Source organism: Mesobacillus sp. ABV4_180 (assembly GCF_056158485.1).
On sequence record NZ_JBSWTJ010000001.1, the window covers coordinates 3271275 to 3287498 of the forward strand.

The window sequence follows — 16224 nt, forward strand, 5'->3', positions numbered from 1 at the left end:
CGGAATTCCGCGAAAACCCGCATTAATTCCGCGAAATTCTACCATAATTCCGCGAACTGGAAAAAACCCTCGATTTTTCCCAGTAAAAAAGAGCTATAATTCGTTCCTCAGTCTGTCCAGGTCAATTTTTTTCGACCTTTTGAGTCATCCTCTTTCCATTTTTTATGTCTCCGGATTTCAACTGTCTTTTTTGACCAAACTGAGATATAATTAAAAGTTGATTTGCTGCTCAAAAAAGGAGATTATACAATGAATATCGTTTTAACTACGCTTAATGCGAAATATATACACACGAATATAGCAATCAGGTATCTCAAGGCATATGCATCTCCTGAATTCGATGCCAAGCTCGCTGAGTATACCATCAAAGACCCGATCATCAATATTGTGACAGACCTTATCCAAAAGAACCCTGACGTAATTGGATTCAGCTGTTACATTTGGAATATTGAAGAAACGATTAAGGTCATCAAGATGATCAAGAAAATCAATCCTGAAATCCAAATTGTCGTGGGCGGCCCGGAGGTTACTTATGATGTGATGGACTGGATGCAAGAGGTCCCGGAGTTTGACTGCATCGTAATCGGAGAAGGTGAGCAGACTTTCAAGCAGCTGCTTGCACAAATTGAAGCTGATATGAATTTTGCGGATGTGCCTGGCATCGCCTATCGAAAAGATGGCAAGATCCTGATAAATCCTCAGAGAAACAAGCTCGATTTAAAGGAGCTTCCTTCTCCATATCGCTTCACCGAGGATATACCTCATCTTTCCAAAAGGGTCAGTTATATCGAAACAAGCCGTGGATGTCCGTTCAGCTGCCAGTTCTGCCTTTCATCGATTGAAGTAGGTGTTCGCTACTTTGACAGGGAGAAAATAAAGGATGATATTCGTTATTTGATGGCAAATGGAGCGAAGACAATCAAGTTCGTGGACAGAACCTTTAATATCAGCAGGAGTTATGCGATGGAAATGTTCAGGTTCCTGATCGATGAGCATCTGCCGGGAACAGTATTCCAATTTGAAATCACAGCCGATATTATGAGGCCTGAAGTCATCGAATTCCTGAACCATGAAGCACCTCCAGGCTTATTCCGCTTTGAAATCGGAGTACAGTCCACTAATGACTTCACTAATGAGCTTGTAATGCGCAAACAGAATTTTGAAAAGCTCAAACGGACAGTCACAATGGTAAAAGAAGGCGGCAAAATCGACCAGCATCTCGACTTAATTGCCGGTTTGCCGGAAGAAGACTATCAATCCTTCAAGAAAACATTTAACGATGTGTTTGCTATGAGGCCTGAAGAACTTCAGCTAGGTTTCCTGAAGATGTTGAGAGGAACAGGGTTGAGGCTGAGAGCTGCACAGCATGACTATATCTACATGGACCATTCGCCATATGAAATTTTGGGTAATAATGTCCTTGATTTCAATGAAATCATCAAAATCAAACAGGTTGAAGATGTACTTGAAAAATATTGGAATGACCACAGGATGGACAGCACAATTGAATATCTTGTCGCTAACGCATTTCCATCACCGTTCGATTTCTTCCAGGAGTTTGGTTCGTATTGGGAGTCAAAGGGATGGTCCCGAATTGGACATCAGCTGGAAGATCTGTTCAAAAGGCTGGCTGAGTTCCTGCAGGTAAAAGGAGTCGACAACCTCGATTTAATTGAAAGCTTAATGAAGTATGACTACCTTGCCAGCATGAAATACAAGCCGAGGAAGCCGTGGTGGGAAATGCAAACAGACAAACAGCATAGATCTCAATTTTACCGTGGCATCATCGACAATCCAGAAGCACTTGGAGATCAGTATATTCAGCTCAATATCAATGAAAAAGATTTGTACAAGCATACCCTGATTGAGGATATTGCGATTGACATGGAGCACTATATGAAAACTGGAGAGCTTGTAAACTCCGCTTCCTATATGCTCGTGTATTTTGATCCGAAGTCAGAAGCACCTCAATTCTTCTCATTCAAAGCGCAAGATGTAAAGCCGGCTTAAGCCGGCTTTTTGTTTTGGTGCTGGGACTGCTATCGACCCTATTTATTTGCATTCTTTTTCAGCTTTGCTTTTATCTTTTTTTCCTGCAAAAGGCAGGTCATACAATTTTGCTGCGTTCATATCGCCGAATTCCATTCCGAATTCTACGTTTAATGGTTTTTGTGTACGGCTTTCATGCTTCTTCATCATGCTCTTCCCTTCCTGCCCTGCTTGGAGTTCCTGTTGGCAAATTTGCCTGCATCTTCTCCATGTGCGAATTCAGCAGAAAATTCGCTTTCCTGAAGATTTTTCTTAGGTGTGTTTGTATACTTAGCCAAAGCATTTCTTTCCGCTTTCCTTTTAGCCATTTTAACCACCTCCATAACTTTATTTTTTTCAATCAGTGTCTAGCTATGTACAGATTAAATTACCTTATTTTACAAAGAGAACGGTCTTATAAAAAATAGCGGACAAGAAAAAATAAGCACAAAAAGGAGGAGCTAAAATGGCTGATAAAAATCCAGAACTGGAACCTTTGGATATACAGGAAACTCTGCCCCATCAAATAAATGCTCCAAGTTTCAAAGACACTGGCATTGAAATGAAAGCACCGTTCAAAAACGAGCATGGTGTGATTATCGGAGACAGCATGTACGCGTCACCGAACTCTCCGCTTGAAAATTGGACAGATAACACAGATCCTGCAATCATGGCTGGGGATGAATGGGTTCACCCCACGAATGATATTGGATGGAACACTGCTGAAAACAGGGAACTGCTTGAGGAAAAGAAAAAGCCTCAGGCCGTTCCATTTATGCATCCAACAATAGATGTGAGTAAAGGACAGGATTAAATACAAAAAATCCGGGGAAGTCCCCGGATTTTCATGTTTATCCAATAATTACTCGTTCCTTTGGATAATGGATGCTTTCTCTCGCTGTTTTGCCGCCAATGATCAGAAGGAAGGAAATGACTCCAACTCGTCCAATGAACATCAGGATAATAAGCACCATCTTGCCGATAGACGAAAGCTCGGGAGTGATTCCCATTGATAATCCTGTTGTACCAAAAGCAGAGGCCACTTCAAAAATGATGGCAAGCAATGACTGGTTCTCGGTCATCATCAAGATGAGTACGGCAAAAAAGCAAATAAGTACAGCCATGATAGATACCACCAGTGACTTAATAATATCATCCTGGTGCAATTCCCTGTTAAATACCTTTATCGCCCTTCTTCCGCGGGCAAAATGATAAAGGAATAAAAGATTAAGGGCAAAAGTCGTTGTCCGGATTCCCCCGCCTACTGAACTCGGAGATGCCCCTATGAACATCAATGCTGACATCAGAAATAAGGTGGGATCTGTGAAATCATTTACATCCATCGTTGCCAACCCGCCACTTCTTGTAGTGGTTGATTGAAAAAAAGCATAAAAGAAAGAGTCCAATATTGACTTATCTGACAAAAAATGATTGTATTCTAGCACCCAGATAGCAACTGTTCCAAATATAAGGAGTCCAATAAAAGTGATGCTCGTGATTTTTGCAAATAGCGAAAAATGATATGGTCCCCTTTTCTTCTTCTTTCTTAGGAGATAGCCTTTGATTTCTACAAGTACCGGGAACCCAATTGCTCCAAGAGTAATTAAAACAGTATTGAGGGTGACTATAAAGTAATCCTGTGCATATGGAATTAGTGAAGCACCGGTAATGTCAAAGCCTCCATTGGTAGTTGCACTTACCGATGAAAACAAGCCATGCAGGAATGCTTCCTGCCAAGTGGGATAGTACTTCAGAAAATACAATCCTAAGAGGAGAGCACCTATCAATTCAATCAGGACAATGATAACAAGGATTTCCTTCAATAATTTTACCAGCCCTGACATTGATGTCTGGTTTTGGTCCATCATGATTAGCCTTCGTTCCTTCAGGCCGATTTTCTTTTTAATGATCAGCCAAAAGAAGGTTCCAAGCGCCATTACACCGATTCCGCCAAATTGCAGAACAAACATGAGGATGAATATCCCGGGGACTGTGAAAGTGTCACGGATGCTTACCGTTGACAGACCGGTAACGCTGACTGCACTGGCTGCCGTAAATAACGCATCCATAAACGACCACTTTGCATCTGGCTGAATCGCAACTGGCAGACTCAATAAACTCATAGAGACAATTACCGCAATCAAATAGTATGCGACAATGATTTGCGCCGGAGATAATTTGTCTAATCTTTTTCTAATGTTTATCCACATATATGATTCCTTTCAGGGCATTTCATTTACATACCTATGATAAAGAATATCATCTGATTAATAAAGTATTTTCCTGCCATTATCACAATCATTATATCGTTTGCCGTTTAATTTTGAAAATCTCACCAAGCAATAACCATTTCAATAAAACATTACCATTCATGAACGAAGAAATAGTGTCCAAACTATCATTACAGAGTAATCTCTGTAATTCACTTAAGGAGTTGAAATCAATGGCTAGAAATTCAAATAAATTGCTTGTCCCTGGTGTGGAGCAGTTCATGGACCAGGTGAAATACGAAATAGCACAAGAATTTGGTGTTACTCTCGGTTCGGATACTGTTTCCAGATCAAATGGATCAGTGGGCGGAGAAATCACGAAGCGCCTTGTTAAGCAGGCACAGGCACAACTTTCTGGACAAAACCAACAGTAAAAGCGCTATTGAGTTGGTTTAAAATGTTTTATTAAGTTACCCAAAATTGAATATAGACATGGAAAAAAGTCCGGAAAATTACTTCCGGACTTTTAATAATCGTTTTATTTAGCGCTTGCCTTTGTCTTTTCTTTCATTTCCTTTTTGCTCATGTTTGTGCTGAGGTTGTTTATTTGCTTTATTATCATTATTGGATCGCTTGTTTGAATTTGCGGGTTTATTGTGTGCGTATTTTTTTCCCCCGCCTGCCTGCCCATTCTTATCTGATCCATTGCCATGGTTTTTATTTCTTCCATGTTTGTTCTGCCCTGCATCACTGTTACTTTTATTTTCTTGTGCTCTGTTCTTTTCTAAGGCTGGTGTATTTTGTTGTGCTTGATTAGCTTTTGGTGTTATTTGATCCGTTTTCTTCACCTGGCCAGGTGCTTCTTTTTTCTCTGGCTTAGGATTTACTGATGGTGTGTTATCCTTTTTGGCAGGTGTATGGTTTGATTCTTTCTTTTGTTCGGCTGGCTTATCTACAGGCTTTTGTTTTCCTACTTGTTTCTCTTTATATATACCCGTAGTCAATCCTTGTTTTTTTGCTTTTTCCCTATCTTCAGTTGTTGCTTCCATTACCTTGACTTCTAGATCTTCTTCTTGGGTTGATTTTTTTATTTCCGATATTTTCATGTCCAGTTTCTGGTCAACATCTTCTTTTACCTTACCAGTATGGACAGTTGCGATAACAACGTCATGATTCTCTTTAAAAAACCCTTTATCCCCGATTTTTTCAAGGATCATCTCGGCGACAATGGTCGCATCTTTATCTTTCCAGTCATGCAGCTCAGCGATGATTTCTTTTCCATCTGAATTATAACCTGACATTTCAAGAACCTTTAATTCATCGTTGACTGCAAGTTCAATACTTGGATTTACATCGATTGACATATAAGCATAAACCTGTCCGTTTTGGTATACCGGAATAAAAGCAGTCATGACAAGCATCAATGCTGCTGATAGTGCGATTGTCCTTGCTTTGAAATTATTTAAAAACGAAAGATTGATTCTTTTCCTTTTAACCACGGCCATTTCGGGAAAAAAATGAATTTCTTCTCCAACGTGGTAATCTTGCTGAAGCTTTCGGGCTCGTAAAAACTCGCCTTCGGGGGTCAACAATGTTAGGTAAAGATCATTGATCTCAAGGATAATTCCTTTTCTCACGTCTCTAACACCCCTTTAATATAATCCTTTAAATATACATAATCCCCAATTAAAATAAGTGCAATTGCAATAATATATTTTCTGTTTCTCTCTATTGTTTTTCTGCTGACATCCACCATTTCTTCCAAATGCTTGATTGGCAGGCGTTTTTTATCAAGAAGGAGAAGTTTCAGCTCCTCATTCTCCACCATTGCCTTCGCTACTAGCATAGCGTTTTTGCGGGCATCTGCATGCTTTGGCGATTGGTCAAGCAGATCCTGGAATGAAAGATCAAATTCTTTCAGGATTCCTTGGAATTGTATGATTTCTTCTCTTCTAAGTTCTTGTTCTGTCTTTTTCCTGAACTCATCAAGAGAAAGCTCATCTTCAATCGTTGAACGCTGCTGCTCTTCCTCAGAAGAATCATTTGAAATCGTAAAGCTTAAATTCTGGTTTCTGCTTTGCTGGCGGATATAATCAATTACTCGCCGTTTGATCATGACTTCCGCAAAGCTTAACAATGAATTCCCTTTTTCAGATGAATACTTCTGGATCGCCTCATTAAACGCGATGAGGCCAATGCTAAATTCATCGTCTGATTCATGTATGTATCTTTTGCAGACAGCTGAAACAGTCTTAGCAATAAAGGGTTTGTAAGAATCAATCAATTCCTCTCTTAATTCTCTGTCACCCTGTTGGATTTTTTCAACAGTCTCTTCCAAAGGTCTGCGCCGTTTCTTGGTCATGAACAATAAACTTAGCAATAGCCTCACCTCTTTTCTCACCACATTATATCATATCGTGTCAATTCTCTTTTTGTGGTTAGGCAGTGAAAAGATAGCCAAAAACGGCTATCTTTTCGAGTCTATTGTTCAATGAGTATTAATGTTTGTCATTGCCTTTTCCATGGCCATTACCATTACCATTACCCTTGCCTTCATTGCCATGTTTGTTAGATTTCTTTTCTTCATGTTTAACTTGCTTCGCTTGGCGCTTCTCTTCCTTCTTTTGCTGCTTATCAGCCTTTCGTTCCTGTTTCACTGCAGCTTTTTTTGCTTTATGCTCATGTTTAGCCTTTTCTTTGTCAGCTTTTACAGGAGCCACTACAGGGACTGCAGTTGTGTCGTCATCTGCTGGCATTGTTTTTGTTTCATCAGCTGGCTCTTCCACAGGTGTTTCTGTTGCTTCATCAGCAGGCTGGAGGTCTGACTCAACTACTGGCTCTAATTCTACTGGCTGAGTAGTTTCTGTATTTTCCTCTTCTTCTACTGGCTGTTCAGCATATTTTTCTTCCAGCTTTGCCAGTTTCTTTGCCATCTTAGCGTATGTTTTGTCAATATTCCTTTGAAGTGCTTTTCTTGCATTGTCATTTCCAACGTGTTCCATTGCTGCTTTCAATGCGATGATATTTTGTCTAAGCATGCCCTCGATTTGCTCGAAAGGATCTTCACTCACTACTTCCTCTTCTTCTGAAACTTCTTCACCAGACTCATCTTCTAAATCGTCAGCTGGTACTTCGTCTTTTGTTGAATCAGTTTCTTCTTCTGAATCACCATCTGTCTCTGTTCCTTCTTCTGTTTGTTCTTCAGAATCAGTTTCTTCATCAGATTTTGCTTCGTCCTCAGAATCAGTTTCTTCATCAGATTTTGTTTCGTCTTCAGACTTTGTTCCTTCTTCTGAATCAGTTTCATCGTTTGAAGTTTCTTCATCTACGATGTTCTGTGAATCTTCCATATATTTAACAGCCTCATCGATTACTTCAAGGGCTTCATCTTCTTTTCCTTCTGCAAACAGTGCGCTAGCTTCTGCAAGGCGTTCTGATGCGTATGCAGCAAGCAATTCTGCTTCTTTTGCATTATCAAATGTAAATGCAAGCTTGATCTTTTCTAGTGCGATCTTCGCGAAATAGAAGAAGTCTCCAGGGATTAAAGAAGGGTTGGTTTCTTCAAGCTCTTCTACTTGTGATTTTGCCTCTTCAATTTCTTCTGGGCTTACTGACTGCATTTCAACTGTTTCCAGATCAGAAGTATTCTCTTCTGCCATTGCGATTGGTGAAAAAGTAAATGTACCTGCAAGCACTAGAGCAAGTGTACTTTTTGCGATTTTCTTCATCTCTTGGTTAGAAAGCTTTTTCATTCTCTGTTCACCTCATATGTTTTTGGAGCGGCCGCTTTAATCACTACATGGTTACGTTTGCACACTGGGGGTTTATGGGGGTGTTGTTAAAATAAATATTAAAACTTCAGTCAATTTACGACTGAAGTTTTAAAGTTTTTGTTGATTTATAGGGATTTATAGAGGGCGTTTTATCGAATTTTTTTTAAGAATCATGCTGTAAACGCATCTTCCTAGAAGAGAAAAGATAACCACCAACCGCAATCGCAATCAATACAATCCAGAAAATCATCTTCCAGCTGAAGGATTCTGGAAAATGCACATCCAAAATTCCGATTTCTGGATGTGCAAGGGTAAAGACCGCAAGTTTTACTCCAACCCAGCCAACAATTAAAAAAGCGGCTGTTTCGAGCGTCGGACGTTCCTGAAGTAGTTTTACAAACCAGTTCGCAGCGAACCGCATAATAACCAGCCCGATAATCCCTCCAAGGAACATGACCGTGAATTGCCCACCGTCGATTCCTCCAAAACGGAACCAGCCTGAAGGAGTAAGTGTAACTGCCAGCGCAACTGCTGCAAGCATCGAGTCAATGGCAAACGCAATATCGGCAAGCTCCACCTTCAATACAGTCATCCAGAACCCAGATCCCGAACTTCTTTTTTGCACTTTATTTTCATGTGCTTTTTTTCCAAGATAATTTTTGATGAGGTGATTGCCAGAGATAAATAATAAATACATTGCTCCCAACGCTTGAACCTGCCAAACATCAGCCAGCAGGGAAATCATGAACAGGGTTGCAAACCGAAAGATGAATGCCCCGAATAATCCATAAAATAATGCTTTCTTTTGCTGATCTTTTGGCAGATGTTTGACCATGACAGCCATCACAACAGCATTATCAGCAGCCAGGATTCCCTCCAGGCCAACAAGGACAAGCAGTACCCATCCGTATTCAAGCAACATCGCTAAATCCATATTTGTCACCCTCCGGTTCTTATTATTTACATTACTCCCGGCTGATAAAGGCACAATTTCTGGATTTAAAACCACAAAAAAGACCTCTGCCAGGCGGCAAAGGTCTTGCTAAGCATATGTAAATGCCAACAAAGCCGATGGAAGATTCCCATGAAATGACGACTTTGCTTTAGGTTTCCCTAACAGCTACTCCCCTTTGGAAGATACTATTCAATTTTTAAAAATTACATGTTCTTTTTAATAATATATGCTCTGGTTTTCGAAATTGACACTGAATCAGTCCTTATAGAACCTTAATAAGATTTTCCTGATTAAAAAGCCAGTTATGACGCCTGGAATCACAAAAAGCATTGGCAGGAATACAGGTCCAGGGAATATCCCGAATAACTTAACCTTCGGTGAAATCATTAAGCCAACCGTGACGAAATAAGCTGAAAATACGAAGGGCAAAAATGAGATTTTCTCCTCCTCTGGCATGACACTCCTGTATGCATCCCACATCGCGAACATATAAAGACAAGGATAGAACATCAGCCATTGGTAATCCATTACATGCAATGCCTTCTCCGTTTCACCAAGGAAGCTGTACATAATTCCTTTATTAAAATTGCTGTTTACGTTAACGAGGAACTCAAGGATGACAAACAAAATACCCTTCACCAGGTTGCCAGTCAGCAGCTGTGCAAAACCTGGCAGCGCAATGCTCCACATTACCGCTTCTAATTTGGTTAAATTCTTTTTTATGGCCACGTCGTGTTTCATCCTTTAGTCTAATTATTGATGCTTCTGGTATGGATGCATTGATCCTTTTGGCAAAAAGCAATCGGGGTATATATGATTTAAATCTAAAGTTCCATCACGTAATCCTGTTCGTTTTAGATTGTCCAAAATATGGCCTGAACTATCATTTTTCCAGTTAAATGTTAATTTTTCGTTTTAAACACCGAAGAATTTGAAACATAAAAAAAACCGTCACAGTTTTCGGAGGACGGTTTGAGACGATTATTTATTGCTTTTTAAAAGAGCAATGTAGTACCTGGCAAAGTTTAGCCAATTTCTTTTTTCACCGAAATAGCTTTTGAATAAATTGAGGAATAATGGATATTTGCCTTTGTATGGATACCATTGGATTTCAGAGTTCGCTATTCCCATATCCTCCATGACAGATTTTTCATGGCAAAAGATTCTTAATCCACCTTCGGAATGATAACGTCCAATGCCACTTTCCTTTGTCCCTCCAAATGGCAGCCCATGGTTGGCAACAGTGATGATGACATCATTTATGACGACTGCACCTGATACAAGTTTTGAAGCGACACGCCGAGCTTTTATTTTATCTTTGGTCCAGACACTTGCATTTAATCCAAATACAGTTCCATTTGCAAAAGCAACGGCCTCCTCTTCTGTATTGAATGGAACTACAGGCAGCAATGGCCCGAAAGTTTCTTCCTGGATTATTTTCATATCTTGTTCCACATGGGTGACAACTGTAGGCGGAAGGAACATTCCCTTCTGCCAATCTGAAGGCTTGAGTCCTGTTTCAATTTTCGCACCCCTGCCCAGCGCTTCTTCAAGCTGAGCTTTAACTACATTTTTCTGGGCCGGAAAAGTCATTGACCCGACATCTGCGTCCTGGTCAATTCCCTGATTGAGGGATGAAACTTCTTTAACCAGCATTTCAAGAAAGCGTTCATAGATTGTATGTTCAACATAAAGACGCTCGGCACTCATGCAGACTTGTCCGCTGTTTGTAAAAGCACCCCAGACAGCCGCTTTTGCTGCCCTTTCGAGATTTGCATCCTCAAAAACAATCATCGGATCCTTGCCGCCGAGTTCAAGCGTTGTGGGGATCAAATCCCTTGCCGCCTGCTGCTGAATGATTTTTCCCGTTCGGACCGAACCGGTAAAGAAGATATAATCTGGCTTTCCTGCCGTAAATGCTGCCCCCACTTCTTTTCCACCATGTGCCACCTGTACTGCCCCTTGGGGAAAACCAGCTTTTGTGAACAAATCCTCAATACATTTGCCTACGAGCGGCGTTACCTCTGATGGCTTAAGGATAACCGTATTTCCCCCTGCCAGCGCGCTGATCATCGGTACCATTGCCAGCTGTAAAGGATAATTCCAGGGAGATATCACAAGTACAACTCCGCGGGGCATATATTCGATATAAGATTTCTTGCCTATCAGAAGCAGTGGAGTTTTGGCTTTTTGTCTCCTTAGCACCTTTTCGGCGTGCTTAATAATATGGTCGATCGCGTCAAGTGTCGGCATGATGTCGGCAACAATTGCTTCTGTCAGCACTTTGCCTGTATCTTCTGAGATGATCCGGGCGATTGCGTCCATTTCGTCGACCATCTGCTGCTTCAGCTTCTTGAAATAACCTAATCGTTCTGAGATTGGAAGTCTGCTCCAGCTGTGAAATGCATTTCTGCCACGCTCGTAGAATGTAGGAACTTCGTGTAGAGGTGTCTCGTCTATTTCGGCAATGACTTTTCCTGTCGCAGGTGCAATAACAGATAATTTTTGAACTTCTTCAACTGAATGCACACTCATTCACCTGCCTATGAAATATTAATTTGGTAATTAGGATCATGCTTATTCTTCTGATAAAACGATGTCATGGCCGCTATACCCTCTTTAAAGTCCGGACACTTGATTCCGGAGTCTATTAAGTCAGACTTGGCCTGGGAAGAATCAAAAAAGCCTCTCCATGTGAAGTAATCCAGTGCTTCTTTTTCAACACCCAGATATTTTCTGAGCACCCTGAAGTTAAGGCCTGCTTTAGCAACCGCCAATGGCAGGGACCCTTTTGGCTGTTTTTGCATCAGCTCGACCATCATCATTTCATATAGTTCAGATACTTTGTAGGGTTTTGGATCGGTAAGATGGTATGTCTTTCCTGCTCCGATATCGGCAAAAGCCAAATAAGTTGTCGCCTCAATAATATAATCGACAGGCACCAGATTTACAACAGTATCGCCTTTGCCAAGCTTCGGCAAAAATGGCATGAAACTGAGTCGGTCAATGAAGTTCATAATAAAATAAGGACCATCAAACTTAATGGTTTCCCCTGTTTTCGAATGACCTTTTACGATGCCAGGACGGATGATTGTAACCGGTACATCTGCTTTTAAAGAATCAACAAGAACCTCTGCTTCATATTTAGTCTCTTCATAGAAGTTTTTGAATGAATGCGGCTTTATCAATTCATTCTCATACAAGATCCCTTCACGTTTGCCTGCAACATATGCCGTGCTGAAATACGTATAACGCTTGATATTCTTTAAAGTCCTTACCCATTCATTCACATTTCTTGTCCCTTCTACATTTACAAGGAATGCTATATCCTTTGGTACTGCAAGGTCATAGATCGCTGCAAGATGGAAAACATGTGTCACTGATTCCTGCAGTAAAGAGGTGAGTTCGGGATTAATCGATAAACCAGTATGGGTTATATCAGCGCTTATGATCACAAATCGATCCTCTGTCATGCCAAAATCACGCATGATCGCCTGTCGTTCAGACTCTGCCCTGTCTGCCATTGAAGGCAGGACAAGGACAAACACAGTTCCTTCGCCCTGATTCTTTTTTAAAACCTCGCGAATAAGCTGATTGCTGATGAATCCGGGAAAGCCAGTAAAAAAGTATCCGTACCCCATATACTTCCTCCTCATTGCTAATTAGCTATATTTTATCGAGAAGCGCTTTCATTGGCAAAGGTTTTTGCTGATAATTCAGAAAAATCTAGAAGTGCAAGTATCTGTGCAAAGTCAACTGACTATTAAAAAAATGAAGCCCGACCATTCTCAGGCCAGGCTTCGATTCACTAATTTATCTGCGTCTTCGTAAGTCCCTTGTTGAGGATGAATCTCCATCCTCTTTTACTAGTTGCAGGAGTTCTTCCAGCATTCCCGCCATTTCTTCTTTTGAATACTTTCCTGATTGAAGGGTATCGTGCTTTCCTTCTGCCTCCTGTTCAGTGTACTCTGTCAGCAGATAGGCAGGTACTAAATGTCCATCTGGAGTTGCGTACATTCTATTCCTTCTTCTAAAATCCCTGTCAAAGAAACTATAGACGACAGGAATGACGTAAAGCGTCAGGAATGTACTGCTGAGCAATCCGCCGATGACAGTGATTCCCATCGGCTGGTTGATTTCTGTTCCTTCCCCTATGCCCGCAGCAAGCGGGATAAGGCCAAGAATTGTTGTCAAAGCGGTCATCAGGATTGGACGGGCCCTGTCTTTAACAGACAGCACAATCGCCTCATGTGGATTTAATCCTTTTTCCTTCTTCTGGTTAATATAGTCTACAATCACGATCGCATTGTTAACGACAATCCCCGCCAGAACAATAATTCCTATGATTACTGTCAAGCTGATCGGTGTCCTGGTTGAAGTCAAGGCAATGGCTACACCAATAACCATCAATGGAACGGTAAACATGATAACGAATGGGTACTTCAATGATTCAAACTGCGCTGCCATCACCAGGTAGATCAGGATGATTGCCAGGATAAACGCAAGCATTAAATCATCAATCGAAGACTCCAGCAGTTCTCTGTCACCGCTGAAAATCACTTCTGTTTCTTCAGGTAAATCGAGATCTTCTATTTTCTCATCAACCTGCTTAGAGATATTCCCTAGGTTCGTTGATGATTTATACTTCATCGTAAACTCGACTGCATCTTGTTGATTGATTCGCTGGATTTTGACTGGACCGCTGCCTATTTCGATATTTGTTACCTGGCCAAGTGTTACAAAATTTCCATCCGGCTTCTTAATCAGCAGCTGCTTCAGCTTATCAAGGTTTTGTGTTACCTCACTGTCATATTCAACATAGACTCCAAGGATTTCCCCATCCCCGCCAGCCATCTGTGTTGCCATATTTCCTCGTGTTACATCGTTAACAACCATGGCGATTTGTGCGGGAGCAAGGCCCTGGGCAAGAGCCTTTTCGCGATCAACAGTTACCTGAACCTCTTCGACCGTTTCATTCTGGCTCGTTGTCAGTTCATTGACATCGTCAAGCTTTTTGAGCGAGTCATAAATCTCTGATACAGATTCATCCAGCCGCTTCTCGCTCGTATCACGGACACTGAAGGTTAGCGTATTTGGTGCTGACCCTGAAGTGGATTGCAGGTTGAAGCTGAGCTCAGCACTGCTGTTCGCATTTACTGCAGCCTGCTCAAGTTCTTTCTTGACATCATCGACAAACTTGAAGGTGCTGATTTCCCGTTCTTTAAGGTCATCCATCTTTACATATACTTCACCGACATTTGCATTTGTCGTACCCCTGAAGGAAGCTTCCTGAGTTGTTCCTGCCAGGCTGACATAAACATCGACGTCTTCTTCACCTTTTAACTTTTCCTCAAGCGAAGCCAAGACCTTTTCGGTTTCAGTGAGTGCTGCCCCATCCTCAAGCTTCACCCTGATGCTGAAGAAACCCTCGTCGGTTGCTGGAATAAACTGGGTCCCGACAGTTGTCAGGCCGTATCCGCCTCCTGCAAGCATCAATAACGTAATGATAATAACGATGAACCTGTGGCGCAAAGCCCATCTGATTGATTTTTCCAAGCCCCTCATAGAGCTAGAACGCTGCCTCTTTGCCTCAAGATTCTTCTTTGGTGCCTTAAGAAGTCTGCTGGCAAGCATGGGCACCACCGTCAATGCTACTACCAGTGAAGCCAATAAGCTGAAAGAAATGGTCAAAGCGAATTCGGTGAACAGTTCGCCAATGATTCCCGAGATGAAAACAACTGGCAAAAATACGGCAACGGTTGTCAAAGTAGAAGCGGTAATCGCGCCTCCGACTTCACTCGCTCCATCCCTCGCCGCCGCTTTCGGATCTTTTCCCATTGAAAGATGGCGGTAGATATTTTCGATGACAACAATGGCATTATCCACCAGCATTCCAATGCCAAGAGCGAGGCCGCCAAGCGTCATGATATTCAAGGTAAAATCAGCAAAGAACATCAATACAAATGTAAAGATAACTGAATAAGGAATGGCAATACCGATGATCAGAGGGCTCTTTACATTTTTAAGGAAAAAGAACAGAACGGCCATTGCCAGCACTCCCCCGACAATCAGAGAGTTAGAGATATTGCCGATCGCCATTTTTATATAATCACCCTGGTCGAAAAGGACATCGGATTTTATTCCTGCATACTTGTCCCTTGCCAGCAATGAATCCAGTTCTTCAAGGAATGCCTCAGACACCTCGGCTGTGTTGGCGTCCGATTGCTGAAGGACACTTAACAGAACCGATGGAGCCTGATTCGTCCTGGTAATCGTACGGTCATCCTGCTTTTGCAAATGAACTTTCCCAACATCCTGCAAACTTATTTTCTGCTTAGTGACAGGATTCGTGAAAACTGTCAGATTCTTAAGCGTTTCGACTGAATCAAGCGTACTGATGATCCTTGTCGTAAGTTCTTTTCCATCAGTTAATATCGTATCCCCAGGCATTGAGACATCGTTAGCCCTGATCAAATCAACTATATCTGACTGACTTAACTTGTATGCCTTCAATTTTTCCTGGTCCAGTTCAACCTTGACTTCCTGGACAGATGTTCCGGAAAGATTGACGCTTGCCACCCCGTCTACCTTCGTCAGTTCAAGTTCAAGCTCCTCAGCCAATTCTCTTAAAGCATCTTCATCCTTCTCCGAGCTTAATGATAATTGGATGATCGGAAACTGGGATGGGTCGAACTTCATGAACCTCGGTTTGTCTGCATCATCAGGCAGTTGAGCCATATCAAGCCTCTGGATGACTTCATCCTGGATATCATCGATATTCGTTGTCCAGGAAAACTGCATAAGGATTAGATTTGCTCCCTCCTGTGAAGTGGATGTCATCGTCTTGATTCCAGGAAGAGTAGCCAAATTTGCCTCCAAAGGCTTCGTCACTTTTTCAACAACTTCCTCCGGACTGGCTCCCTGATAATTGGTCACAACCACACCTACCGGCGGATTAATGTCCGGGATCAACTTCAAAGGAATCCTCATTAAGGATACGACCCCAAGGATCAGGACCAAAAACATGGTCACCATTGTAAAAACTGGTCTTCTAATCGAAAAATTGCTGATTCTCATATGTATACTCCTTTCGGCGGTAAAAAAACAATCTTCCTGACCCGACAGTCTATGAATTCAATTTCCAATCTCAATATAGTGAAACATCGAGCATAATTCAACTAAACAGTGTGGGCATAATGTGCAACACTCATTTTGACCATACAATTCATTTTAAATCAATTGAAGACTTAATGAAACC

14 protein-coding genes and 1 pseudogene are annotated in these 16224 nt (G+C 41.6%); 3 read left to right on the top strand and 12 right to left on the bottom strand.

Annotation, left to right across the window (positions count from 1 at the left end; translation table 11 throughout):
* Positions 1-249 precede the first annotated feature (249 nt).
* On the top strand, positions 250-2010 hold the full coding sequence (locus ACXAEA_RS16800; protein WP_475097013.1) for a B12-binding domain-containing radical SAM protein: 1761 nt from the start codon (positions 250-252) through the stop codon (positions 2008-2010).
* Positions 2011-2052: 42 nt separating this feature from the next.
* Here ACXAEA_RS16800 and ACXAEA_RS16805 read toward each other — a convergent pair whose 3' ends face one another.
* Together ACXAEA_RS16805 and ACXAEA_RS16810 are read right to left on the bottom strand one after the other, a co-directional pair.
* Complete coding sequence (locus ACXAEA_RS16805; RefSeq protein WP_475097014.1) at positions 2053-2199, bottom strand: hypothetical protein; 147 nt, start codon at positions 2197-2199, stop codon at positions 2053-2055.
* On the bottom strand, positions 2196-2357 hold the full coding sequence (locus ACXAEA_RS16810) for a hypothetical protein (RefSeq protein WP_475097015.1): 162 nt from the start codon (positions 2355-2357) through the stop codon (positions 2196-2198). Before ACXAEA_RS16810 ends, ACXAEA_RS16805 begins: the two co-directional genes overlap by 4 nt.
* Positions 2358-2494: 137 nt before the next feature.
* Between ACXAEA_RS16810 and ACXAEA_RS16815 the strand changes: the two genes are divergently transcribed.
* Positions 2495-2842, top strand: coding sequence for a DUF3905 domain-containing protein (locus ACXAEA_RS16815; protein ID WP_475097016.1), 348 nt, complete (start codon positions 2495-2497; stop codon positions 2840-2842).
* 37 nt (positions 2843-2879) lie between these two features.
* On the opposite strand, the gene ACXAEA_RS16820 is transcribed toward ACXAEA_RS16815, so the two are convergent.
* Positions 2880-4238, bottom strand: coding sequence for a TrkH family potassium uptake protein (locus tag ACXAEA_RS16820; RefSeq protein ID WP_475097017.1), 1359 nt, complete (start codon positions 4236-4238; stop codon positions 2880-2882).
* A 233-nt stretch (positions 4239-4471) separates the two neighbouring features.
* On the opposite strand from ACXAEA_RS16820, the gene ACXAEA_RS16825 reads away from it, so the two are divergent.
* Positions 4472-4672: a small, acid-soluble spore protein, alpha/beta type gene (locus tag ACXAEA_RS16825; protein WP_475097018.1), complete on the top strand. Its 201-nt coding sequence runs from the start codon at positions 4472-4474 to the stop codon at positions 4670-4672.
* A 108-nt stretch (positions 4673-4780) separates the two neighbouring features.
* Here the strand turns inward: ACXAEA_RS16825 and ACXAEA_RS16830 are convergent, their stop codons facing one another.
* From ACXAEA_RS16830 to ACXAEA_RS16870, 9 genes and pseudogenes are all read right to left on the bottom strand, one after another.
* Positions 4781-5602 carry an anti-sigma-I factor RsgI family protein gene (locus ACXAEA_RS16830; RefSeq protein WP_475098152.1) on the bottom strand — a complete coding sequence of 274 codons (822 nt, stop codon included), beginning with the start codon at positions 5600-5602 and terminating at the stop codon, positions 4781-4783.
* Between the two features lie 162 nt (positions 5603-5764).
* Positions 5765-5875: pseudogene (locus ACXAEA_RS16835) on the bottom strand (anti-sigma factor domain-containing protein); the annotation flags it as partial.
* A complete protein-coding gene (gene sigI / locus ACXAEA_RS16840; RefSeq protein ID WP_475097019.1) occupies positions 5872-6618 on the bottom strand; it encodes an RNA polymerase sigma factor SigI in 747 nt (248 codons plus the stop codon). The gene sigI and the pseudogene ACXAEA_RS16835, both read right to left, overlap by 4 nt.
* Positions 6619-6736: 118 nt before the next feature.
* Positions 6737-7990 carry a DUF5667 domain-containing protein gene (locus tag ACXAEA_RS16845; RefSeq protein ID WP_475097020.1) on the bottom strand — a complete coding sequence of 418 codons (1254 nt, stop codon included), beginning with the start codon at positions 7988-7990 and terminating at the stop codon, positions 6737-6739.
* A gap of 184 nt (positions 7991-8174) precedes the next feature.
* Positions 8175-8945, bottom strand: a complete 771-nt coding sequence (locus ACXAEA_RS16850) for a TerC family protein (RefSeq protein ID WP_475097021.1) — start codon at positions 8943-8945, stop codon at positions 8175-8177.
* A 276-nt stretch (positions 8946-9221) separates the two neighbouring features.
* Positions 9222-9656 (bottom strand): hypothetical protein, encoded by a 435-nt coding sequence (locus tag ACXAEA_RS16855; RefSeq protein WP_475098153.1) that lies wholly within the window; start codon positions 9654-9656, stop codon positions 9222-9224.
* Between the two features lie 291 nt (positions 9657-9947).
* Entirely contained in the window at positions 9948-11501 is a 1554-nt protein-coding gene (locus ACXAEA_RS16860; RefSeq protein ID WP_475097022.1) for an aldehyde dehydrogenase family protein, read from the bottom strand.
* Positions 11502-11509: 8 nt separating this feature from the next.
* The gene (locus tag ACXAEA_RS16865) at positions 11510-12607 is read right to left on the bottom strand and encodes an SDR family oxidoreductase (RefSeq protein ID WP_475097023.1); all 1098 of its coding nucleotides are present in this window, start codon (positions 12605-12607) and stop codon (positions 11510-11512) included.
* 172 nt (positions 12608-12779) lie between these two features.
* A complete protein-coding gene (locus ACXAEA_RS16870) occupies positions 12780-16043 on the bottom strand; it encodes an efflux RND transporter permease subunit (protein ID WP_475097024.1) in 3264 nt (1087 codons plus the stop codon).
* Positions 16044-16224 lie beyond the last annotated feature (181 nt).

Excerpts from the sequence above, each read along its gene's own strand:
- ACXAEA_RS16825 (WP_475097018.1), top strand. The coding sequence starts at position 4,472 with ATGGCTAGAAATTCAAATAAATTGCTTGTCCCTGGTGTGGAGCAGTTC.
- ACXAEA_RS16805 (WP_475097014.1), bottom strand. The coding sequence starts at position 2,199 with ATGATGAAGAAGCATGAAAGCCGTACACAAAAACCATTAAACGTAGAA.
- ACXAEA_RS16850 (WP_475097021.1), bottom strand. The coding sequence starts at position 8,945 with ATGGATTTAGCGATGTTGCTTGAATACGGATGGGTACTGCTTGTCCTT.
- ACXAEA_RS16855 (WP_475098153.1), bottom strand. The coding sequence starts at position 9,656 with ATGTGGAGCATTGCGCTGCCAGGTTTTGCACAGCTGCTGACTGGCAAC.
- ACXAEA_RS16830 (WP_475098152.1), bottom strand. The coding sequence starts at position 5,602 with ATGTCAATCGATGTAAATCCAAGTATTGAACTTGCAGTCAACGATGAA.
- ACXAEA_RS16810 (WP_475097015.1), bottom strand. The coding sequence starts at position 2,357 with ATGGCTAAAAGGAAAGCGGAAAGAAATGCTTTGGCTAAGTATACAAAC.
- ACXAEA_RS16820 (WP_475097017.1), bottom strand. The coding sequence starts at position 4,238 with ATGTGGATAAACATTAGAAAAAGATTAGACAAATTATCTCCGGCGCAA.
- ACXAEA_RS16815 (WP_475097016.1), top strand. The coding sequence starts at position 2,495 with ATGGCTGATAAAAATCCAGAACTGGAACCTTTGGATATACAGGAAACT.
- ACXAEA_RS16860 (WP_475097022.1), bottom strand. The coding sequence starts at position 11,501 with ATGAGTGTGCATTCAGTTGAAGAAGTTCAAAAATTATCTGTTATTGCA.
- ACXAEA_RS16870 (WP_475097024.1), bottom strand. The coding sequence starts at position 16,043 with ATGAGAATCAGCAATTTTTCGATTAGAAGACCAGTTTTTACAATGGTG.
- ACXAEA_RS16800 (WP_475097013.1), top strand. The coding sequence starts at position 250 with ATGAATATCGTTTTAACTACGCTTAATGCGAAATATATACACACGAAT.
- ACXAEA_RS16865 (WP_475097023.1), bottom strand. The coding sequence starts at position 12,607 with ATGGGGTACGGATACTTTTTTACTGGCTTTCCCGGATTCATCAGCAAT.
- ACXAEA_RS16845 (WP_475097020.1), bottom strand. The coding sequence starts at position 7,990 with ATGAAAAAGCTTTCTAACCAAGAGATGAAGAAAATCGCAAAAAGTACA.